19 protein-coding genes are annotated in these 20,924 nt (G+C 66.6%); 10 read left to right on the plus strand and 9 right to left on the minus strand.

Going from position 1 to position 20,924, the window contains the following annotated elements; translation table 11 throughout:
* Nucleotides 1–213 precede the first annotated feature (213 nt).
* The 4 genes from VMT65_RS38080 to VMT65_RS38095 form a co-directional block, all read right to left on the minus strand.
* Nucleotides 214–732 carry a hypothetical protein gene (locus VMT65_RS38080; RefSeq protein ID WP_326313609.1) on the minus strand — a complete coding sequence of 173 codons (519 nt, stop codon included), beginning with the start codon at nt 730–732 and terminating at the stop codon, nt 214–216.
* A gap of 224 nt (nt 733–956) precedes the next feature.
* On the minus strand, nt 957–1,334 hold the full coding sequence (locus tag VMT65_RS38085) for a GNAT family N-acetyltransferase (RefSeq protein ID WP_442790396.1): 378 nt from the start codon (nt 1,332–1,334) through the stop codon (nt 957–959).
* 420 nt (nt 1,335–1,754) lie between these two features.
* Nucleotides 1,755–2,177: a hypothetical protein gene (locus VMT65_RS38090; RefSeq protein WP_326313610.1), complete on the minus strand. Its 423-nt coding sequence runs from the start codon at nt 2,175–2,177 to the stop codon at nt 1,755–1,757.
* Between the two features lie 116 nt (nt 2,178–2,293).
* Entirely contained in the window at nt 2,294–3,388 is a 1,095-nt protein-coding gene (locus VMT65_RS38095) for a serine hydrolase domain-containing protein (RefSeq protein ID WP_326313611.1), read from the minus strand.
* A 223-nt stretch (nt 3,389–3,611) separates the two neighbouring features.
* On the opposite strand from VMT65_RS38095, the gene VMT65_RS38100 reads away from it, so the two are divergent.
* Nucleotides 3,612–4,313, plus strand: a complete 702-nt coding sequence (locus tag VMT65_RS38100) for a GbsR/MarR family transcriptional regulator (protein ID WP_326313612.1) — start codon at nt 3,612–3,614, stop codon at nt 4,311–4,313.
* Nucleotides 4,314–4,510: 197 nt separating this feature from the next.
* Here VMT65_RS38100 and VMT65_RS38105 read toward each other — a convergent pair whose 3' ends face one another.
* Complete coding sequence (locus VMT65_RS38105) at nt 4,511–5,056, minus strand: hypothetical protein (RefSeq protein ID WP_326313613.1); 546 nt, start codon at nt 5,054–5,056, stop codon at nt 4,511–4,513.
* Between the two features lie 218 nt (nt 5,057–5,274).
* On the opposite strand from VMT65_RS38105, the gene VMT65_RS38110 reads away from it, so the two are divergent.
* Genes VMT65_RS38110 through VMT65_RS38120 form a run of 3 tightly spaced genes read left to right on the plus strand, consistent with a single transcriptional unit; the run spans nt 5,275 to nt 6,978 of the window.
* On the plus strand, nt 5,275–5,631 hold the full coding sequence (locus VMT65_RS38110) for a hypothetical protein (RefSeq protein ID WP_326313614.1): 357 nt from the start codon (nt 5,275–5,277) through the stop codon (nt 5,629–5,631).
* The gene (locus VMT65_RS38115) at nt 5,612–6,139 is read left to right on the plus strand and encodes a DUF6879 family protein (protein ID WP_326313615.1); all 528 of its coding nucleotides are present in this window, start codon (nt 5,612–5,614) and stop codon (nt 6,137–6,139) included. Before VMT65_RS38110 ends, VMT65_RS38115 begins: the two co-directional genes overlap by 20 nt.
* A complete protein-coding gene (locus VMT65_RS38120; protein WP_326313616.1) occupies nt 6,136–6,978 on the plus strand; it encodes a helix-turn-helix domain-containing protein in 843 nt (280 codons plus the stop codon). The genes VMT65_RS38115 and VMT65_RS38120 overlap by 4 nt, the downstream gene beginning before the upstream one ends.
* Here VMT65_RS38120 and VMT65_RS38125 read toward each other — a convergent pair.
* Entirely contained in the window at nt 6,975–7,508 is a 534-nt protein-coding gene (locus tag VMT65_RS38125) for a GtrA family protein (protein ID WP_326313617.1), read from the minus strand. The two genes, VMT65_RS38120 and VMT65_RS38125, sit on opposite strands and share 4 nt — an antisense overlap.
* 171 nt (nt 7,509–7,679) lie before the next feature.
* Between VMT65_RS38125 and VMT65_RS38130 the strand changes: the two genes are divergently transcribed.
* Nucleotides 7,680–9,098 carry an FAD-binding oxidoreductase gene (locus VMT65_RS38130; RefSeq protein ID WP_326313618.1) on the plus strand — a complete coding sequence of 473 codons (1,419 nt, stop codon included), beginning with the start codon at nt 7,680–7,682 and terminating at the stop codon, nt 9,096–9,098.
* 70 nt (nt 9,099–9,168) lie between these two features.
* Here the strand turns inward: VMT65_RS38130 and VMT65_RS38135 are convergent, their stop codons facing one another.
* Nucleotides 9,169–12,114, minus strand: a complete 2,946-nt coding sequence (locus VMT65_RS38135) for an AMP-binding protein (protein WP_326313619.1) — start codon at nt 12,112–12,114, stop codon at nt 9,169–9,171.
* Nucleotides 12,115–12,512: 398 nt separating this feature from the next.
* On the opposite strand from VMT65_RS38135, the gene VMT65_RS38140 reads away from it, so the two are divergent.
* The 4 genes from VMT65_RS38140 (at nt 12,513) to idi (ending at nt 17,171) form a co-directional block, all read left to right on the plus strand.
* Nucleotides 12,513–13,919: a family 2B encapsulin nanocompartment shell protein gene (locus VMT65_RS38140; protein WP_326313620.1), complete on the plus strand. Its 1,407-nt coding sequence runs from the start codon at nt 12,513–12,515 to the stop codon at nt 13,917–13,919.
* Nucleotides 13,920–13,934: 15 nt separating this feature from the next.
* Nucleotides 13,935–15,668, plus strand: coding sequence for a family 2 encapsulin nanocompartment cargo protein terpene cyclase (locus tag VMT65_RS38145; RefSeq protein WP_326313621.1), 1,734 nt, complete (start codon nt 13,935–13,937; stop codon nt 15,666–15,668).
* A 67-nt stretch (nt 15,669–15,735) separates the two neighbouring features.
* A complete protein-coding gene (locus VMT65_RS38150; RefSeq protein ID WP_326313622.1) occupies nt 15,736–16,608 on the plus strand; it encodes a geranyl diphosphate 2-C-methyltransferase in 873 nt (290 codons plus the stop codon).
* Complete coding sequence (gene idi / locus VMT65_RS38155) at nt 16,605–17,171, plus strand: isopentenyl-diphosphate Delta-isomerase (RefSeq protein ID WP_326313623.1); 567 nt, start codon at nt 16,605–16,607, stop codon at nt 17,169–17,171. Before VMT65_RS38150 ends, idi begins: the two co-directional genes overlap by 4 nt.
* A 4-nt stretch (nt 17,172–17,175) precedes the next feature.
* On the opposite strand, the gene VMT65_RS38160 is transcribed toward idi, so the two are convergent.
* Nucleotides 17,176–18,546: an ABC1 kinase family protein gene (locus VMT65_RS38160; protein WP_326313624.1), complete on the minus strand. Its 1,371-nt coding sequence runs from the start codon at nt 18,544–18,546 to the stop codon at nt 17,176–17,178.
* A gap of 117 nt (nt 18,547–18,663) precedes the next feature.
* Between VMT65_RS38160 and VMT65_RS38165 the strand changes: the two genes are divergently transcribed.
* Nucleotides 18,664–19,332, plus strand: a complete 669-nt coding sequence (locus tag VMT65_RS38165; protein WP_326313625.1) for a TetR/AcrR family transcriptional regulator — start codon at nt 18,664–18,666, stop codon at nt 19,330–19,332.
* Nucleotides 19,333–19,546: 214 nt separating this feature from the next.
* Here the strand turns inward: VMT65_RS38165 and VMT65_RS38170 are convergent, their stop codons facing one another.
* Complete coding sequence (locus VMT65_RS38170) at nt 19,547–20,698, minus strand: esterase/lipase family protein (protein WP_326313626.1); 1,152 nt, start codon at nt 20,696–20,698, stop codon at nt 19,547–19,549.
* Nucleotides 20,699–20,924: the final 226 nt, after the last annotated feature.

Here is a 20,924-nt window from a genome sequence, read left to right on the forward strand (position 1 = left end):
CTTCATGCGGATCCCGGCCTCGCCTCGATACACCAAACTCGGCATGAGCGCGCACTGCTGGTGGCCGTACGGCGCTCTGCCCGTTGATCTTCCACGCACCCGCGCTGGCCGGTTCGGTCAGCGCGGTATGCGGCTAGTGCGTTCCGAGGGCCAACCTGCACTTGTTCAAGGCGTGATCAGTCGATAGCGCCCGCTCCTCGGAGTTCCCGAGCGCTATGTCCCAGGCTCGAAACGCCAGCGCTGGTGTTCGCCACCGCGAGGGGCCATGATCAGCTCGGCCTTCCTGAGCATTCCCGCATTGCCCGGTGCATAGGTGATGACCTGCTCAGGCTCACCCTCCTGGTAGATGTATCCGTCCTCGGTCTGCAAATGAGCGGCATAGATAGAACCAGCACCAACCATTGCCACGACTTCCGGGCCGTCGTCGCCGGGGCCGAAATTCATAGGATCGGCCTTGATGCGGAGGGCGAAGCTTCCGCGGACGTCTTCTTTGACAGTGTTGATCAGCAGGGCTCCGTCGGTGTACCAGCGTTGTCGTGGCTCCCCGGTGACCGCGAGCACCTCAACGGAGGGATCTCCGGTTTGAGTGGCCATACCGTGAATCTCGTTGTAATCCTGGCTGCCGCTGGTCTTGCTGACGATGCCGGGCTTGGTGGTGAGACATAGTCCGGAATCCATCTCGACGATCCGGAACTCACCCGAAGGAAACCCGTTGGTTTGTGAGCTGGTCATGAATACCACCATTCATCCTGCGTGGCAAGGGATTCCACGCACAGCGGCGTACCGTTCCTGGACAGCTCCAGTATGCAACCGCAGCGGTCGATCACAGCCTGGATCGGCCATGTTGCCAAACGGTCGTAGCGACTCAGCTCCCGCCCATCCGTCGAACACCGCCGACGGAATCGGTAGTTCTCCAGCAGGCCAACGTGTTACATCCGATCAGCGGGTCAAGCCACCTACTCCGTCGGAAGGGTGAAGAAAGTGACGGGTGAGGCGGTGCCGCCGATCGCGTGGTAGAAAGCGAGGGCATGTGCGTCGTCGTTGTCCGCCGGGACGAAGACTTCATGGATGCCCGCTGCGGCTGCGGCGGTGCACAATTCCCGCACCAACCGCGTCGCCACCCCGCGCCGCTGAAAGTCGGGACGCACCGCGAGGTCGTAGATGAACAGCTCGGACGACTGTGCCCGGGTCATGGGCAAGGTGTGGGCGGTTATGCCGCCCACGACATCGGTACCGGCGATGGCCGCCAGCGCCCAGAAGGATTCTCGGCCGAGGAGATCGTCCAGATACTGCTCGGTGAGTGGCTCGCCGTCCTCGCCGAACACCTGGGTCATCAACGCCACCATGTCACTCGCGACGCCGGTATCTCCGCGAACAAGCCTCTCGACCTTGAATTCGTCCACACGGTGATCGTTCCACGCGGGTCGCCGGACGGGTAGACCCCGAAACCCCGGCCGGTGGTCGAGATCCCCTCTCACCCCTGGTTGACCTTCAGAGAACCCCTGCGCATGGCACCGACCTGCACTGCATTCGGCTACTTAGCGCGCACGGGCGGCTCGTCCGGTGCAGCGGCCGGAAGATCAAAACCGGTCGGCCCCAGTGATCTTCGAGGCCGACCGAGTGGCCGGTTCGGTCAGCGCTGTCCGCGGCTAGCGGGCACTGAAACGGCCTGAGCTCACTTCGGGTCGGCCATCTTCATGTTCGATGTGTCATCCCGTGAGGTTGATGCCGTGGTGGTGATCTCGAAGGCGAGGTCAGAATCCGCAGGAGTCGCCGACGGCGTGGATGGCCGCGGTGAATGTGGCGTCCCGCGTCACCCCGTCGAAATCGTCGAGGTCCTCCGTCGTTGCGAGGCGATTCAGCTGTACCGCAGCGATATCGAGTGCGTCTTTCAGCGCGCCCTGGTCCGCGACGGCCGCGGCTGCGCCGAATTTCGCTGCGGTGTCGGCGTATATCGGCCGCAGGTCCGCGATCGATCCTCTGCCTCCGAGTGCTCCGATCCGCTCGACCAAATCGGTCCACGCCGCGTCTACGGCGGCGCAGGTCGCCCTATTCTCGACCGCGCCTGCCGTAGCGGCAACCGCGGTGAGCCCACAGGCGGTAGCGACCAGCGCCATCGTGACGAGAAGTGTTCTCCGCATCGGCATTTCCTTCCTTTGCTTCGAACCTACAGCCATGGAACCAACCTCATGAGACCTCATAGCCAGGTCACTCTGGCCTTCGCGGACCGCCCGGGACGCGGCATAGTGCGTGGTCGTGGCCGGTTGAGGTTTGCGGGTGAGGCCGGGGGTGCTCAGGATTGGGTGGGGAAGGCTGCGGTGAGCAGTTCGGGGAAGATGTCCAGTGGTGGCATTCCCCAGTCGCCGTTGACGTTCTGGGTGAGGATTCGCTGTCCGTCGCGGGTGCCGTAGAGGTAGGTCCAGGTGCCGGTGATCATGCCGCCGTGACCGTAGACGGTGGTGCCGTTGGGCAGGGTCACCGAGGAGATGCCGAGGCCGTAGCTGTAGCCGTCGAGCCATTTGCCGTCAGGCACCGGGGTCATGGTGAGCATCTCCTCCAGCTGCGCCGGCGGCAGCAGCCGGCCGGACAGCAGTTCGCTGAGGAAAGTGTTGAGATCGGTTGCGGTGGAGATCAATTCACCGACTCCGAAGCCGTACGTGGCGCTCAGGTCGGTGACGTCGTGCACAGGTGCGTCGATGTCGGGCAGCATCAGTTTCGAGTAGGTGCGGCCGTGTGTTCCGCGGATTTCGGTTTCGCTGCCCGGTGCGTAGGTACCGGTCAGGCCCAGTGGGCGGGCGATCCGCTGGTCCAGGACGTCGGCGTAGGTTTGGCCGGTCACCTTCTCGATGATCATCGCGGCGAGTACGAAGTTGGTGTTCGAGTAGCCCCAGTCGGTGCCCGGTTCGAAGTCGGCCGGATTCGAGGTGGCGAGGTCGATCAGCTGGTCGGGCCGGTAGACGTCGAATCGATGCTCGAGCATGGCCGGGCTGTAGAACCGTTCGATCATGGTCGGGTCCAGGGTGTAGCCGAAGATCCCGCTGGTGTGGCCGAGTAGCTGACGGATGGTGATGCGGGTTCCGTCGTGCCCGTTACCGCGCACCAGGCCCGGCAGCCATCTGTCCACGGTGTCGTCGAGGCTGAGCTGGTATTCCGCCGCCAGCTGCAACACGATCGTGGCCGTGAAAGTCTTGGTGACACTGCCGATTCGGAACTGGTCTCCCTGTCGTGGTGCACGACCGGAGCTCAGATCGGCGACGCCGGCCGAGGCGAACCAGGACTGCTTGCCGTCGCGGATCTCGGCGAACATGGCGGGATAGCCGTTCTCGGCCACCGCCTGGTCGAGAACAGTCCGAATGGTAGCGGTGGGGGTGGCCGGGCTGGTGGTCATCGTGGGCTCCTTCGAGTCGGATTTCGTCTTCGTGATGAGAGAAAAGCTATGTTGCGTTCGCGATCTCGGCAATCAAAATCCACGGGCAATGAGGCATATTTACTGGTTGTTTGTATGAAATCGTTGCAATGAAACTGCCGGTTAATGCGCCGCGCTACTCTCATCGTGTTGCAATGAGACAGGACGAGCGGCCGGCTGATCGCCGGACCGAAGGAGGAATCCGATGCCTGGAGGCCGACTCACCCAGCAGGAACGTCGACAGATCGCCGCCGGGCTGTCCGAAAAGCTGTCCTACGCCGCGATCGGCAAACGCCTGCAACGTCCCACGTCGACCATCACCCGCGAGGTGATGCGCAACGGCGGACCCAACGACTATCGAGCCGATCGCGCTCATCACCAGTCCGGACTTCGCGCACGCCGCAATCGCCGCGCGCACCAGCCGATTCCGGATGCCTACCACGACACCGACGGACGCGATCCCCACGCGGTGCGCGAGTTCACCGCTCACTTCACCACGCTGCTGGACAACACCGGCATCCCGCGCATGATGGCCGGTGTGCTGGCCTGCCTCTACGCCACCGACAGCGGCAGCCTCACCTCCGCCGAACTGGTCGCCCGACTCCAAGTCAGCCCAGCATCGATCTCCAAAGCCGTCGGCTACCTCGAAGCACAAGAACTGATTCGCCGCGAACGCGACCCCGCCGGCCGCCGCGACCGCTACGTGATCGACGAAGACGTGTGGTACCGGGCCATGCTGGCCAGCGCCCAACTCAACAACCTCGTCGCCACCGCAGCCCGCGACGGCGCCGACACCCTCGGCCCAGCCACACCCGCCGGAATACGACTACGCGCCATGGCCCAATTCCTCGGCGATGTCGGCCAAGACCTCATCGAATCCGCCCAACGGCGCCGCACCGGCGAATAGACACCCGACCATCAACGTTCCCGAACGCGCACGCCCGACAACGCCGGACTCGCGCCAACCGCAACCTACTCACGCTCATCGGCTCATTACAGCTCACTATTGTCAGCTATCGTCAGACTGCTGGCGAGTTCTGGTCACCATCCAGCTTTGACCCGCTCGGCCTCTCGGATCCGGCCGAGATCTTGAGGCAAGACAGGTTAAGCGCCATCGGCTTTGACCGGTGGCAGGTCCTGCAGCAAGGGCATGGCTCGCCGGGCGTAGGTCTGCTCGGGGTGGACGGTGACGACATCCAGTTTTTGCACCAGTGAGCCCGGGGGCTCGCCGTCGTCGAAGTGCTTCAGCGACGGGACGAATACCGCTTCCGCGTCCAACCGCGTCGCCTGCGCTTTCAGCCGTGCCAGTGGCGGGCGATCGGAGTTGGGGTCGTAGATCACCATGTCGGCGAAGTCGTAGCCGTAACGCTTTGCCAGGCTTCGTATCTCGGACTCGTCCCATTGTTGACCGATTCCGGATACGTCGGTTCGCAGGTATCCCAGAGCCGTTGGCTTGTAGCGCATTTCCGCCCCTTGGTCGTCGTGGCCGTCGAGCGCGATGTGTCCGTGAATTTCCAGGTAGAACCCGCAGTGGTTGTCGTCCTCGCTTCCGGTGGCCTGTAGTTCCAAGAACCCACCGGGGAAGGAGAAGAGTCGCGAGCGCGGCACGGGCTCCTCCGCTTGTTCTTCCGTGCGAGGGTCGTCGTTCACGGTCCGCTCCTTGTTGCCGTTGGTGAAGCGGGTTCAGGGCCGGGTTCCAAGGCTGGAACCGGCAGAACCGACGCTAGGTATCGGGCTGGGGGGCGGGCTATGAGTTTGCACAATCTTGCTGGAAATCGTTCATACAGAAGCGAAATAGGGCAAGACCGGGGACCATGGAGAGGTGTTCGGAAAGACCGTGCACACCATAAAGTCAGGGGGCAAGAATCATGCGCGGCAAGATCACTGGCCTGACCTTCCTCGGCAAAGGAGGCTCCGAAGTCACCGGATGCCCGAGCCTGTACGCAACCGAACTCGACAACGGCCAGCGGGGGTACCTCGCGCAAGGCTGGAAGACCGGCCGACCCGAAGTGGTCGAAATCCCGCACCTGCTACTCGGATTCGCTGAACCGGAGACATTCGTCGGCTCCACCATGACCGACACCGGTCGGGGCACATTCACACTCACAGGCGAACCGATCACCGACCCCGAAGTGCTCGCCCGGCTCGACCTGGCCGCCAACGAAACCGCTATCGAAGTGCCGATGCTCAGGAGGACGTACTACGGTGCTGCACCTACGGAATGACTGGTCAGTCTGGTTGGACCTTTTCCATGGATGCCAGAAGCACGCCTTCCACCTCGAGGTCCGAGACTCCTACGGTGTGCCGCAAGAGTCCGAACGGCTCCGCCGCTTCCTCGCCGGTGAACCGGACCTGATCGACGATTATAAGAGCTCGTGGGTCACGCTCGTTCAGGAGACGACTGCGCGGGGTGTCGAGATCAGCCGCGTACGAGTCGTGACGGTTCCGCACTCTGGCTATCAGCGGTGGCTGTTGTCGGTCACCGGGGGCAATGTCGAGGCAGGCGAAGACATCCGCTACCTGCCACGCCACCTTGCCGGGGAAGTCCCGCCGGATGACTGGTGGCTGTTCGATGATGAACGGGTTGTGTTCAACCTCGTTGACGAGAACGGCTCTCAGGCGTCGGCGGGCATGGCCGTGACCACTGATCCCCGGATAGTCGAGTACTGCCGGAGTGTGAAGCAGCGGCTATGGGAGTTGGCGACGCCGTACGCCGAATACGTCAAGAAATGACAGGAGTCGATGAAGCACGGGAAGCTCTCGGGGCGCAGCTTCGGGAGCTTCGCCGTCGCGCTGGCTTGTCCGGACGACAGCTCGCGGCCCTGGCTGGCTGGCATGAGTCGAAGGTCTCGAAACTCGAATACGGGCGGCTCAAACCGTCCGACAATGACATACGCGCCTACTGCGAGCACGCGGACGGGGCCGATCAACTCGCGGACCTCCTGGCCACCCTCCACAACATCGACACGGCCTACATGGAATGGCGGCGGGTCCTCGCTACCGGTGTGCAGCGTCGGCAACAGAAGTCCGTGAAGCTCGAAGCCGAAGCAACGAATCTTCGCGTCTACACCACCCAGGTCGTTCCCGGACTACTCCAAACCGCCGAATACGCCGAAGGCATCTTCCGACGACATATCGAGTTCTACCGCGTCCCCGATGACCTGGACGCAGGCGTGTCGAAACGAATGGAGCGGCAACGCATCCTGTATCAACGTGACCATCGATTCCACTTCCTGATCACCGAGCAGGCGCTCTACACGACCGTCGGGAACGATGACGTAATGAGGGGGCAGCTCGACCGGCTCGCGTCGATCATCGGCATGCCGCGCATCACGGTGGGCATCATCCCGGCCACAGCCGAAGCACTCATCGTGTCAACGAGTTTCGTCATGTTCGACAACCGCATGGTGATGGTTGAAGGCACGGCTGCGGAACTGACCATCACCCAGCCGCGAGAGGTGGCAATCTACGGTCGGGCGTTCAATGTTCTTGCCGGACAGTCGGTCACCGGTGAAGACGCGCGGTCGCTGATCCGGAAGGCATTGGCTCACCGACAAACCCGCTCGGGTTAGAAGACGAAGCCGCGGAGGGCTAGGAAGCGGGCGGCGCCTACGGCGGCCATGATGGCGATTACGGCGGTCGCTTGGGTGATCGGGTCGAGGGTGGGGGCCCAGAAGGAGAGGGCTGCCAGGGCTGCTGTGGTGATGAGGAGGCCGATGAGGGCTAGGGCGCCGGATTCGAGTTGGGCTGTGTACCAGGTGACTCGGGTGGTGGCGTTGAAGGTTAGGCGGCGGTGGAGTTCGTTGGCGATGACGGTGCTGACGATGGAGCCGACGATATTCGCGAGGAGGGCGTTGACGGGCGTAAGGACCATGAAGAGCAGCACATAGCTGATGTTGCTCAGGCCGCCGACCAGGGCGAAGCGGATCAGTTGGGCGAGGGGGTGGGGGCTGCGGAGGTGGGTGGCGGCGCGGGTCAGGTGACGGTGTGCGGCGGTGGGGAGCAGCGCGGCTGCAGCGGTGGTCCGGTCGATGAGCTCGAGGAGCATCGGGTCCGCGTAGGCGTTCCGCGGGCCGGGGGCGGCGAGTGCTGTGCTGTTCACGCTGATGACTGTCGCGCCCCGGCCTGACACCGCTCTGACGCCGACCTTACGTCGAACTGACACGGCCTGGCGGAGGTTGGATCAAGCTACGAATTCCGCTGAGGCCGAGGTGGTTCGGCATAGTCGGTCGCATGATTGTGGCCGCTGTCGCACGGCGAATAGCGTGGCGTGATGACGGAGATCGACAGGGACGATGTCGTCGCGCGGCTGCGATCGGCCCTCGGGTCAGAGGTGCGAGTGCCGGGCACGGAGGGGTATAGCAGTGCCCTCGCGGCGGTCTTCTCCCCTGAGGCTGCCCGGCGTAGGCCCGCCTGTGTGGTCACGCCCCGGACTGTGGACGATGTCGCGACGGTTCTGAGGATCGCGACCGCCGCTCGGGCGGGGGTGACGGTGCGTGGCGGCGGCCTGAGCTCGACCTGTGTCGCGGATGGGCTTGTCATGGTGGATCTTTCGCGGCATTTGCGCACCGCCCGCACCGAGGGTGACCAGGCGGTCATCGGCGGTGGCGCGACGATGGGCAGCATGATGCGCGCCCTCGCTCCCACCGGCCGCGCGGTGCCCATCGGCGTCACCGGGTACGCGGGTCTGGGGTTGGCCACGCGCGGCGGGATCGGTCCGCTGACGAGATCGCTCGGGCTCACCGTGGATCACCTGACCGGAGCCGAGATCGTTCTTCCGTCCGGCGATATCGTCCACGTGTCGGAACGAAGCACGGGTGCGGACGCCGATCTGTGGTGGGCGGTGCGCGGCTGCGCACCCGCGGTCGGGGTTGTCACCTCGGCCGAATTCCGCACGCATGTCATGGAACCGGTCCGAATCGACCGCGCGGTGGTCGGCCTGGACGCGCTCGCCACGTATTTCCGCGTCGCCCCCGAACTACCGCGCCACACCAGCATGAGCGCCGTCCTCGGCTACACACCCATGTCACCGGACGAACCGGTCCTGTTCCTCTACACCGTCTGTGCCAGCAACCGAGAGGACGCGATCGGCCGAGCACACGCGGCAACCTCGGCCGTCATGGCAAGCGCGAACGGCTCGCCGCTCTACCGTTCGCAGACCACCGGCAGCTATCCGGTCGAGCTACCCGAATTCGCCATTCCCGGCGTCGGCGGCGCTGAGCCCGAACCGATTTCGCCGCCCGATCCACGCCGCCGCGCGCAAGGCTCGTTCCTCGGCAAGGCGGTCTTCTCGGGCACGACTCTCGACCCGGAGCTCGCCGACGCCCTCGCGGATCGCATTCGCGCCGCGCCGACCCGGGCCTGCCGCATCGACTTTCAGCACACCGGCGGGGCGCTGTCCGGTATCGACGACACCGCCACCGCGTTCTGGGGCCGCACCGCCGAATGGAGCATTCCGATCAACGCGATCTGGGACAACGAGGCCGACGGCACCGCCTGCGCGAGCTGGGCACACGACACCCTGCGAGCCCTGGACGCCCACACCCTCGGCGTCTACGCGGTCGAGCTGCGACCCGGCCTGCCCGAAACCGACGCCGAGACACGGGCTGCCTACGGCGGCAACCTGACTCGGCTCCGAGCACTTCGACAGCGCCACGACCCGACCGGGACAATCGCACCCCAGCTCCTTTGAGCCCTACGACTTCGATCCCTACAGCGAAACGCGCCCCGTCCGTATCGGACGGGGCGCGTTCGGATTTCGATCAGCCGAACAGGCGCGAGGCCAGGTCGGGGGTGAGGATTTCGTAGGACTCGGTGGTGCGGTTGTACCACCAGGTGCGGTCGTCGGGTTCGGAGCGGCCGGCCGCCTGCACCGCTCGGGTGGAGGGGCGATACGTTGAGCTGCGGGGGATTTCGTCCACGACGTAGACGATGTCCGGGCGCTGGTCCGGGGACAAAGCGCGGACGGCTTCGGTGACATCCTTGGGGGCCAGGCTGTAACCCTTGCGGATGCTGACCGCGGCGACGGCGAGGACGCGGTCGCCCGCCGGGAGGGCGAAGGCCACCTCCATGTCGACGGCCGTGATGTCGTTGAGCACGTCGACGATCGGCTGGGTGTACACCGGGCCGCGCGGGGTCGGGATGACGGTGTCGCGGCGGTCCATGAGCCAGTAGTCGCCGTCGGAGTCGCGGCGGAAGAGGTTCTCGGTGGGCATCCAGGCGTCGCCGGGGGCGAAGACACCGCGCAGGCCACCGGCGGACAGATCGACGGCGTCGGTGACGGTGCCGATGAGCAGGCCCACCTCGTTGTCGGCGCAGCGGCGGGCGAAACCGGTGTCCTCGACCTGGATTTCGTCGGTCAGCGGATCGTAGGCGATGAGTTCGACCTTGGCGGTGCCGGGCACGGGACGACCCTTCGAGCCGATCTTCGCGCCGGAGACATTGGCCAGCACCACATCCCCCTCGATGGAGGCGTAGAACTCGAGCACCTTGGCGGGCGCGAAACGCTCCTCGGTGCGCCGCCACAGCCCCGCGGGCATGCCCGACCCGATGAACAGGCGGATCGGATGCGGATGCCCGTTGGGGAAGGAATCGGTGTCGAGGATGTCGCGCATCATGGTCCAGGTGTAGGTGACCACGGTGACGCCGTAGCGATGCACCTCCTCGGCGAACCGCGCCGGTTCCAGCGACCGCGCCAACGCGATCCGGCTGCCGCCCGCGACCGCGCCGCCCAGGCTCACCAGCAGCCCGGACGAGTGATGCAGCGGCGCAAGGCAGTACACGGTGTCGTGCCGACCCAGATCCGCGGCCGAGGCGGTGCCGAACGCCGAGAGCGCCCACCGGTGGTTGGTGACGTGCTTGACCTCGAACTTGTCCCCGGTCCCGGTGACGAGAATGAACGCCAGCTCGCGCGCCAGCCCCGGATTCGGCCGGTACCAGGCGGGCAGCGTCACCGCCGCCGGGTCGATCTTCTCCAGATCCACCACGTCGGTCCCGGCGGGAATGTCGAGCCCGCGCGCGTCACCGCCGCCGAGCACCAGCACCCGATGCCCGGTCGCGCACGCGTTGCGCAGATTCTCCGGATCGGTGATGAGCAGCCGCGTCCCGGTCAACTCCGCGACCTTGGACAGCTCGCTGCCGGGTGCGAGCAGCACCGCGACCGCGCCGAGCCTCGACAGCGCCGCGACCGCCGCCAACGCACTGGGCCGGGTCTCCATCACCACGCCGACCCGCATGGCCGGACGCACCCCGACCGAGATGAGCCCGCGCACCACATTGTCGATGCGCTGATTCACCGCCTGCTGGGTGTGCACGCGATCGTCGAACAGGAACAGCTCGCGCTGCGGGCCCCGCCGCGCCTGCTCGGCGAGCAAGCGGCCCAACGAGATTCGCGTGTGCGGCTGGATCATGCCGAGTCGGGTCAGGCGCGGCAGCGCGCGGGCGGCCTCACCGGTGAGTTCGACGGTGCCGCGCAGCGTCTGCCCGGCCACGCCCTCGATGGTCTTGCCGAGACTGGTCCCGGCCTCGGCCAGGCTGCCGATGGCGTGCACGGCGCGGGTGATCCCGGTGCGCGGACCGCTGCGCACCACCTCGGTGCTCATCGGCTCGACGGCCGCGGGCAGTTCGCCGCGCCCGGACACGTAGTTCACCCAGTCGCGCACCACGGGCCAGGTCTGGCGGGTCGCGGTCGAGCCCGACACCAGCCCGAAATGCCCGGCCACAATGCTGGCCTCGTACACCTCGGCATTGGGCGCGGCCCGCACGATCCCGCGCACGGCGGCGGGCTGCCCGATATCGTCGACCTCGCCGACGAACGCCAGGATCGGGCACTTGATCTCGGCCAGCGAGATCAGCTGGTCGCGGATGACGAAGCCGCCCAGCATCATTCGATTGTGCTTCACGAACTGCTGGAGCAGATCGGTGAGCGCGGGCCCCGGATACCCCAGCCAGCCATCGGCTTCCAGGAACCGGCGCTGACGCTCCTTGGGCAGCAAGGCCTCCCGATTGTGCAGCTGCCGCAGGAAGTCGATGCGGGCGCGCGCGGTCTTCACCGGGTCGAGGGCCTGGAAGCCCAGGCGCACCATGGAATCGGTGATCGGCAGCCGGTTGAGCACGTGGTCGGTGAGGAAGTCGGCGGCATCGGACACCAGCCCGTGCGGCAGCCCGAACGGCATGCCCGCCACGGCATCGACCGGGCTACCGAAGGTGACAATGGACTCCACGCCCTTGCCGTCGCGGTAGGCCGCGGTCTGGTAGGCGAACATGCCGCCCTGCGAGTAGCCCATCAAATGCACACCGCGACCGGTGATTTCGGTGACGGTGTCGATGGCGCTGGAGACCGCCAGCACGTGGTCGGCGAGGTCGCGGTCCCAGCCGCCCTCCTCGGTGGCGGGCGAGCCGAAATCGACCACCCAGCAATCGATTCCGCCCTCGTGCAGAATGCCGACCGCCCCGTCGGCGGCATTCACGTCCCAGATCTCGGCGGTGACCATGATCGGCGGCACCAGCACCACGACCGGTCGGTCCGGAACGGTGTCATCCGGGAAGTAGTGCCGCAGGCGGTACATCCGCTTCCGCTCCACCACCTCGTACGGCGACGATTCGATCTCGTGAACCAGCCCCCCGAACCGGATCACCTCGAGCCCGTTCTGCGCGGTCGCGACGAGTCGCTCGATCGGACCGACAACGGACCTCGTATTGAATTTCACGGCTTCACTCCCAGACTTTTCCTGGCCTTGACCAGCGTCACCCGCCCCGACGCGTCCCGATGAGCTTGCCATAGCACCACCCTACTGCGCTGGCGCTGTGACCAGCACCATGCGGGCCACCCACCCCGGGCGGCATCGAGTAGGCCACCACAACAAACCGGCCGTTCGGGGTTTACGGGATACAGCAACATTCCAGGCATCATGTTTTGGCATTTCGGTACGTCGCGATGCCCGGGGGCCTACCATCGGTATCGCTGGAACGCACTGTCGCGCTTGTCAATTCATACGTTTTTCAACAAACGCTGTGACTATTTTCTGCAGGCCCCTCGTGCCTGTTGCTTCGCCGTGGAATCAATCGCCCGCATTCGCGGTGTCCTATTCGACGTGAGGACCGCAGCATGACCATCGAAATGCCCCTCGAGACCACCAACGGCACCCGCAAGTCCCTCAGCACCGCCGCCGCCCACCAGCTCGCGCACACCACCAAGTCCGAACCGCAGATGCAGGGCATCAGCTCCCGCTGGCTGACCCGTTCGCTGCCGTGGACCCAGGTGAAGGGCGGTATCTACCGCGTCAACCGGCGTCTGACCCACACCGTCGGCAATGGCGAGGTGGAGTTCATCATCAACGGCCCCAGCGCCCGGGTGATCCCGCTCGAACTGCAGGAGCTGCCGCAGCTGCGCGGCTTCGACGACGAGGAGATCCTGGCCACCGTGGCCGGCCGCTTCGAACAGCGGGATCTGCCGCCCGGCACCGTGGTCGCCGAATTCGGCAACCCGATGGATCAGGTGCTGCTCATCGTGCACGGCAAGCTGTCCAAGATCGGCACCGGCGAATACGGCGAGACCACCAAGGTCGGCATCCTCGGCGACGGCGATTTCTTCGGCGACGCCACCCTCACCGATCCCGACGCCATCTGGCCGGTGACGGTCAAGACGGTCACCGCCACCACCATGCTGGTGCTCAGCCGCTCGACCCTGGAGCAGCTCAACGAGCAGATCCCCGCCCTGCAGCAGCATCTGTCCTCGATCGCGGAGGCCCCGGCGCTGCCGCAGAACAAGTACGGCGAGGCCGAAATCGTCATCTCCTCCGGCCATTCCGGTGAACCCGTGCTCGACGGCACCTTCGTCGACTACGACGCGCAGCCCCGCGAGTACGAGCTCAGCCTGGCCCAGTCCGTGCTGCGCGTGCACACCCGTGTCGCCGACCTGTTCAACGACCCGATGGATCAGATCGAACAGCAGCTGCGCCTGACCATCGAGGCCCTCTACGAGCGCCGCGAATACGACCTGGTCAACAATCCGGACTTCGGCCTGCTCCACAACTGTGATCTCAAGCAGCGCATCTACTCCGAGTCCGGCGCGCCCACCCCCGACGATATGGACGAGCTGCTGTCCATGCGCCGCTCCACCAAGCTGTTCCTGGCCCACCCCAAGGCGATTGCCGCCTTCGGCCGCGAATGCACCAGGCGCGGAATCTATCCCGACCCGGTGGAGGTGGACGGCCACCGCGTGCCCGCCTGGCGCGGCGTGCCGATCTTCCCGTGCGGCAAGATCCCGGTCAGCGACAGCCAGACCACCTCGATTCTCGCCATGCGCACCGGCGAGAAGGATCAGGGCGTGATCGGCCTGCACCAGACCGGAATTCCGGACGAGTACGAGCCCAGCCTGAACGTGCGATTCAAGGGCATCGACGATCAGTCGATCATCTCCTACCTGGTCAGCTGCTACTACTCGGCCGCCGTCCTGGTCCCCGACGCGCTCGGCATTCTCGACAATGTGCTGGTCGCCCGTCAGTCCGACTGAGCGAGGTGTCCCGTCATGTCGGTGCTCTCACGCGCCGCGGCTCCGCCTGCCACCTCCGAGGTGGCGGCGGCCGTCGCCGCCCTGCTGACCAATCTCGACACCGCCGCACCACCGGTCCTGCTCGTGGTTTCCGACGCCGACGCCTCGGAAGCCGCTGCGGCCCTGGATGATCCCCGTCTCGGCGCTCCCGAATCCGCCGAGACCCACACCCCCCGACGGCTGCTCGGCCCCTCCGGCCTCGGGGCCCCGAGCCTCGTGATCGACCTACCCACCCCCCAGGCGATCACGGAGCTCGCGGGACAGGCATCGCGTCCGCCCTCGCCTGCGGGCGGCGCGGTGCCGACGCCCCCACTCCCGAAACCCACTGTCCCCCAAGCCCTGCGCCGCATCCCCCGCGGCCTGGGATCGGCCCGACTCCCCGCCCCGCCCACCGAACCCCCCACCGCGGTGACACCGCCGCCGGAGGGCGGCCGACCCGCCCGGCGGATTGCCAACGGTCCCACCGGGATCGGGACGACATCCGCGAACCGCCGGGCCGGGAAGGCCGCGCCCCCGGCGCCGACGACCGCATTGGCCGCCGCGCCCGAGGACACGAGCCCCGCCGACGCGGCGACGATCCTGCCGGATCCGAAGCGGGCCGCCGCGGCGACCGTCGATGCGGCGCAGGCGGTTCCGATCTCGGTGGCGGCCAGGCCCGGCACGGCGTCGCCCGCGACCGGCCGGGTGTCGCCCGGCGGAACCGGGACGAGGTCGGCGGCGCGGGCTTCGGCGATTCCGGCGCTCTACTGCCCACCGCCGGTCCGGGACAACCCGGTGCTGGCCGAGGCGGTGAATGTCGGGATCATCGCCTGGGCCGAGGAGATCGGGCTGTACGAGGGGCGGCTGGATGATCTGCGCAAGGCCGATTTCGGCCGGTTGATCATGCTCGCGCATCCGGACTGCGATGATGCGGACCGGTTGCTGGCCGCCGCGAAATGCGCGGTCTCGGAGTGGTCGGTGGACGACTACTACTGCGAGGAGGACGCCAGCGACATCGCGCCGGACGGCAGCAGGTCCAGCGCGGAGGCGGAATTGGGGCCGCGGCTGGAATTGGCCGCGGCCGCCATGGATCCGGTGCACCTGCCCGCCCGCTACCAGGTCAAGGTGGAGGAGGCCCTGCAGAGCGATCCGATTCTGCGGGCCTTCCGCACCTCCTTCGAGCATCTGTCCCACTTCGCCACCCCGGCCCAGGTGGCGCGGCTGCGGACCGAGATCGCGGGCTGGTTCATCGCACTCGGCGCGGAGGCGGGCTGGCGGGCGGCCAAACGCATGCCGCCGGTCTGGGAATACCTGCTGAACCGGCAACCGCACAGCTTCCTGCCGTGCATGGCCCCGATCGACGCGGTCGGCGGTTACGAGCTCTCGGCCGCGGAGTACACCGATCCGCGCATGCGCCGGGTGACCACCACCGCCGCGCTGGCCGCCCAGATGGTCAACGACCTCTACTCCATGGCTCGCGAAGACCTTTCCAACGGAAGGGAATTCAACCTCCCCACCGTGCTGGCCGCCGAGGAGCGGTGCTCCCGCCGCGAGGCCGTCCAGCGCACCGCCGAGGTGCACGACGAGCTCATGCATCGTTTCGAGGCCGAGGCGAGTCTGCTCGCGGCCACCGGATCCCCGGAGCTGCGCCGCTTCCTGACCGGCCTGTGGGCCTGGATGGGCGGCAATCGCGCCTGGCACGCCGACAGTCGCCGCTACCAGGACGACTGAGCCCCAACCTTTTTCGCGCGCAGCACGACCAGCGTCATATCACCCCCATTCGAGAGGATGACCTGCAATGACCGCGCTCCACCCCCGTACCGACGACGTCCTGAAAACCGAGTATCAGAAATCGGTGGCGTCGTACTGGAACAACAACCCCAATGACGACCGGGTGAACACCAAGCTCGGCGAGGTGGACGGGCTCTACCACCACCACTACGGCATCGGCGAACCGGACCTGAGCGTGCTGGAGGGCCCGGAGGAGACCCGCCAGGACCGCATCGTCAAGGAACTGCACCGCCTCGAGACCGCCCAGGCCGACGCGCTGCTGGATCAACTCGGTGACGTCCGCCCCGGCGATCGGCTCATGGACGGCGGATCCGGCCGTGGCGGCACCAGTTTCATGGCCAACCAGCGCTTCGGCTGCCAGGTCGACGGCGTCACCATCTCCGAGTACCAGGTCGGCTTCGCCAATGAGCAGGCCCGCGAGCGCGGCGTCTCCGACAAGGTGCGCTTCCACTTCAAGAACATGCTCGACACCGGTTTCGAGTCCGGCTCCCGCCGCGGCATCTGGACCAACGAGACCACCATGTACGTCGACCTGTTCGAGCTGTTCGCGGAGTTCTCCCGGCTGCTCGAGCCCGGTGGCCGCTACGTGTGCATCACCGGCTGCTCCAATGACGTCTTCGGCGCCCGCTCGGCCTCGGTGAGCTGGATCGACGCCCACTACGGCTGCAACATCCACCCGCGCAGCGAGTACTTCAAGGCCCTCGCCGCCAACAACCTGGTCCCCATCGCGGTCACCGACCTGACCCCGGCGACCATCCCCTACTGGGAACTGCGCACCCACTCCGACCTCGCCACCGGCGTCGAGAAGCCGTTCCTCACCTCCTACAAGGAGGGCAGCTTCCAGTACCTCATGATCACCGCCGATAAGGTGGGTAGGTGACCGGCACCCTCGACACCTCCACCGCCTCGGCGGTCGACCGCGAAACCCTGCTCGTCGAGCTCGTGGACGAGCGGGGCCACGCCCGGGGGTCGCTGTCGGTGGCCGCGGCCCACACCGCTCCCGGTCGGCTGCATCGCGCGTTCTCGGTGCTGCTGTTCGACGCCGCCGGTCAGGTCCTGCTCCAGCAACGCGCGAGCGTGAAGACCCGCTTCCCGCGCCTGTGGACCAACACCTGCTGCGGGCATCCCGCACCGGGTCAGCCCGTCGCCGAGGCCGCCGTCAAACGTCTGCACGAGGAACTCGGCCTCGCCGCCGACCTCACCGAAGTCGGCGTCTTCACCTATCAGGCCACCGACCCGAACACCGGCCGCGTCGAATTCGAATACGACCACGTCCTCATCGGAACCCTCGAAAACGCCGCGCCCCAACCGAATCCGGACGAGGTCGACGATCTCGACTGGGTCGACCCGGCCGCCCTGGCCGACCGGGTCGCCGCCGAACCCGCCCGCTACACCCCTTGGCTGGCCGGAGTGCTCGCGACCGTCGCCGCCACCCGCGCCTGAGAAGTCAACGGCCGGACCGCCACCGCGCGATGGTCCGGCCGATTTCGGTGGTCGGCGGTTCGCCGTAGAGCCATTCGCGGGCGATGCGGTGCCAGTTGTTGGTGGTGTGCAGTTGGCCGAGCGCGGCGAAGGTGAACAGGTCGGCGCGGCGGGAGAAGACGTGTTCGGGCGGTATCAGATGCTGTCGCATGCCGCGGAACTCGGCGGCTCGCGGATCGATGGCCAAGACGATGGCCCCGGTGGCGAGTTCGGGCGTCACGGTGATCTCCTCGTCCAGCAAATGCCATCCGGCCGCAGCCCACACGTAGTCGAGCACCTCCTCGGGCGCGACTCCCGCGGCCGGATCGATGATGCCGCGGCGCACCCAGTGCTCGTAGAGGTCGTCGGCACGACGCTCACAGGAGATGCGCAGGCCGGTGCGTTCGTATTCCACATGGACCGCGTCCATCCGGTTGTACAACCCGAAATCCACGAAACCGACCCGGCCGCTGGGATGCAGCAGGATATTGCCGGGGTGCGGATCACCGCAGAATTCGTAGTCGGTGAACAGCGACGTGATGTAGAAGCGGTAGACGATCTCACCGATGCGATCGCGCTCGTCGTCCGGCCGCGCCCGAATCCCTTCGAAGGACTGCCCTTCCACGAACTCGGTCACCAGAACGTGGTGCGCGCAAAGCTCTTCGACGCTGTCGGGGACGAGGATGAACGGATGACCCCGGTAGCGCCGCGCGACCCGGTGCTGTGTCCGCGCCTCGTTCAGGTAGTCGAGTTCGCCGCCGATATTGCGGGCGATCTCGTCGAGCACCCCGGCGTCCCCGGCACTGGGCAGCACCGATCTCAGTAGCCCGCTGAGCATTTCGAGATTGCGCAGATCCGCCCGGACCGCCTCGTCCACGCCCGGGTATTTCACCTTCACCGCGACCGCGCGCCCGTCGCGCAGGCGGGCCCGGTACACCTGCCCGATGGAGGCGGCGGCGACCGGAGTCTCGTCGAAGTCGGCGAAGACCCGCGAGAGCGGGCCGAGGTCGTCCTCGATCACCTTCCGCATGCCGGTGAACGGCACCGCGGGCGCGCGATCGCGCAGTTCGGCGAGCTTGGCGCGGAACAGTTCCCGATGCGATTCCGGGACCAGGTCCAGATCCAGGACCGACAGCATCTGCCCCAGCTTCATGGCCGCGCCCTTCATGCCGCCGAGCACGGTGACCATTTGCTGCGCCGCCTGCAGGGCGGAGCGCTCCGCCAGCACCCGCCGGGCCTGCTCGGGCCGCCCGACCATGGCCAGCCGGGTCCCGACCCCGCGCGCGGCCTCCCGGGCGGCGAGCCCTCCGATGCGGGTGCCGCGCGCCAGGCGCCCCTTCGGTATCCGGCGGGCCATACGAACCTCCTCGGCCTTGTCACGAAGGCCTTGTAGCGCAACAACATACCGAACCCGGATCGATCGTCGCCGGTTAAGATGAGCATCGCTCAGTTTCACCGCAGCGAGGAGGCCGCGATGCCGCCGAAGCCCGTGCGCCAACGCCGCCGACCGACCCAGGAGCGTTCCAAGGCCACCCGGGAGCACATTCTGGATACCGCGGCCCGGCTGTTCGGCGAGCGCGGCATCGCCGACACCTCGACCAATCGGATCGCGGCCGAGGCCGGGGTGAGCATCGGCACGCTGTACCGGTACTTCTCCGATCGCGGTGTCATTGTCGAAGAACTGCTGAACCGGCTGCTCGAGAACGCCGAACGCCGTTTCACGCAATGGGTGTCGGGCCTGTCGCGGCAGACGCTGCCGCAGCTGATGGGCGCGACCGAAGACATCATGATCGAGCTCCTCGACGTGTTCACCGAGGAACTCGTCGACAATGCGAAGCTGGTGCGGGCGCTGGTGGCGGGCGTGCAGTTCTACAGCAGCGGCCTGCCGGAATTCGAGCCGCGCCTGCGCCTGCTGGTCAAGGTGCTGCTCATCCAGATCCTCGGCCCGGGCGACGATCACGAGTACGACATGATGACCTTCGTCCTGATCAATACCGGCTTCGCGGGCGTGCTGCGCTCGACCGCGCTCGAGGTCGGCAGCCAGGAGCGGCAAGAGGCCATCGCCATGACCGCCCGCATGATGAGCACCTGGATCGACGCGGAGATCCGCAAGCGGCAACCGGCCGTCGTTCCGGCTCGATGACCCACCGGCACAACGAGTCTCGTGGCCAGCGGGACGAAGGCCCACCGGGTTTCGCGGGATATCCCCGGTGGGCTCGCCCGCAGGCGCGGAGCACCCGTGCGATGACGAGCACGGCTCCGCGGGCACCAAGAGGTCGGGTGCCAACCTGCGATCGATGCCGGAGGGGCGGGGTCCGGGTGCGGCGGGCAGCCGACCCTCCGGCACGCTCACCGGGTCAGAGTGACCCGCCGCCGCCCATGAGCCACGGATTGAAGGTGCACTCCAGATTCGGGTGTCCCACCGGATCCAGCGCTCGCAGCGCGATGGACAGCGCCCGTGGCGAATACATCATCGTGAGATGGTCGGACAGGTCCTGTTCGCAGCCGTCCTGCAGCGTGATGTTGGTGACCTGCGCGCCCGGCCCGGCCTGGAGGAAGGTCAGCCCGTAGGGGTTGGTGACCTCGTCGTAGCGGGTGCCGACAATGGTGTAGTCGATGCCCGGCACCGTATCCCCGTTGGCGTTCAGCTGATTCACGAAATCGGAGCCGATGGTCTGCTGAATGCCCGAGTGGCCCACGAAGATCTCCACCAGCCCCAGCACGTCGATGCCGAAGTTGTTGATCGCCCGGCCCAGTGCGCCGATGCCGTCGAGCGAGGTGCCGTGATGGGTCGCGCCGTAGGTGATCAGGTTGTGCACCTTGGCCGCCCCGCCCTCGAACTTGGTGTACCAGTTCGACATCGACCCGCCCTGTGAGTGCGCGACGATATCGACCTGGGACGCGCCGGTGGCAGCGAGCACCCGATCCACGAAGGTGGCCAGCTGTTTGGCCGAGTCCTGGATGTATCCGGTGCCCATGGTGCCCGGCAGTATCGAGCCCAGGCCGCCGCCCTGGAGCAGATTGGATCGGCCGTAGTTGAAGGTGAAGGTGCAGAAGCCCGCGTCCTTGATGGGCTGGCCCATGTACGCGAAACCGTTGTAGGCGTTCATCCAGGTGCCGTGGACCAGGATCACCGGCCGCGGATGGTCGGCGGTGGGTTTGCAGTTCCAGTCGTTCGCGCCCGGCGGTGCCACATCGGGATTGAGCAGCCCGTAGCCGAAGGCCGCCAGCCACGAGGTCATGGGCGGGCCGTAACCCTTGGTGTCGGAGGCGTAGCCACCCGAGAGTCCGGAGCTCGACCCGGACCCGCCGTAGCAGTCGCCCGAGCCATTGCCCGAGCCCGCGCCGCTGCCGGAGGTGCACGCGCTGCCGGAGTTGGCGACCGGTCCGGCCTGTTTCACGCCCGCCGCGATGTAATCGGCCAATTGCTGTTCGGTGGGTGGTGTTTGGGGTTCCGCGTCGGCGCCCGCGCCGGAGAATCCGACCGCCAGCAGGGAAACCCCCGTCATGACCGCCGTCCTTACCGTCCTGCGGCGGGTACTTCGTCTCATTTCGTGCCTTCCTGCAGCCCGACCTTGGTTCCAGTTCCGCTGCCGCCGTGTGTTTTTCCGGCATCGAAACCGCGCTCAAGCTAAGCCCGCACGAGAAGGCCCAGAAGTGTTTCGACCGAATGCTGGAGCAGCTCACCAATTTTCGGTGAGCAATTCCGTGAGACGCTACAAAAGCGTTCTCCGG

Origin of the sequence: Nocardia sp. CDC153, from assembly GCF_035818515.1 — a bacterium.
Taxonomy (GTDB): Bacteria; Actinomycetota; Actinomycetes; order Mycobacteriales; family Mycobacteriaceae; genus Nocardia.

Excerpts from the sequence above, each read along its gene's own strand:
- VMT65_RS38090 (WP_326313610.1), bottom strand. The coding sequence starts at position 2,177 with ATGGCTGTAGGTTCGAAGCAAAGGAAGGAAATGCCGATGCGGAGAACA.
- VMT65_RS38120 (WP_326313616.1), top strand. The coding sequence starts at position 6,136 with ATGACAGGAGTCGATGAAGCACGGGAAGCTCTCGGGGCGCAGCTTCGG.
- VMT65_RS38150 (WP_326313622.1), top strand. The coding sequence starts at position 15,736 with ATGACCGCGCTCCACCCCCGTACCGACGACGTCCTGAAAACCGAGTAT.
- VMT65_RS38170 (WP_326313626.1), bottom strand. The coding sequence starts at position 20,698 with ATGACGGGGGTTTCCCTGCTGGCGGTCGGATTCTCCGGCGCGGGCGCC.
- VMT65_RS38085 (WP_442790396.1), bottom strand. The coding sequence starts at position 1,334 with ATGACCCAGGTGTTCGGCGAGGACGGCGAGCCACTCACCGAGCAGTAT.
- VMT65_RS38145 (WP_326313621.1), top strand. The coding sequence starts at position 13,935 with ATGTCGGTGCTCTCACGCGCCGCGGCTCCGCCTGCCACCTCCGAGGTG.
- VMT65_RS38110 (WP_326313614.1), top strand. The coding sequence starts at position 5,275 with ATGCGCGGCAAGATCACTGGCCTGACCTTCCTCGGCAAAGGAGGCTCC.
- VMT65_RS38165 (WP_326313625.1), top strand. The coding sequence starts at position 18,664 with ATGCCGCCGAAGCCCGTGCGCCAACGCCGCCGACCGACCCAGGAGCGT.
- VMT65_RS38100 (WP_326313612.1), top strand. The coding sequence starts at position 3,612 with ATGCCTGGAGGCCGACTCACCCAGCAGGAACGTCGACAGATCGCCGCC.
- VMT65_RS38080 (WP_326313609.1), bottom strand. The coding sequence starts at position 732 with ATGACCAGCTCACAAACCAACGGGTTTCCTTCGGGTGAGTTCCGGATC.
- VMT65_RS38095 (WP_326313611.1), bottom strand. The coding sequence starts at position 3,388 with ATGACCACCAGCCCGGCCACCCCCACCGCTACCATTCGGACTGTTCTC.
- VMT65_RS38160 (WP_326313624.1), bottom strand. The coding sequence starts at position 18,546 with ATGGCCCGCCGGATACCGAAGGGGCGCCTGGCGCGCGGCACCCGCATC.
- VMT65_RS38130 (WP_326313618.1), top strand. The coding sequence starts at position 7,680 with ATGACGGAGATCGACAGGGACGATGTCGTCGCGCGGCTGCGATCGGCC.
- VMT65_RS38140 (WP_326313620.1), top strand. The coding sequence starts at position 12,513 with ATGACCATCGAAATGCCCCTCGAGACCACCAACGGCACCCGCAAGTCC.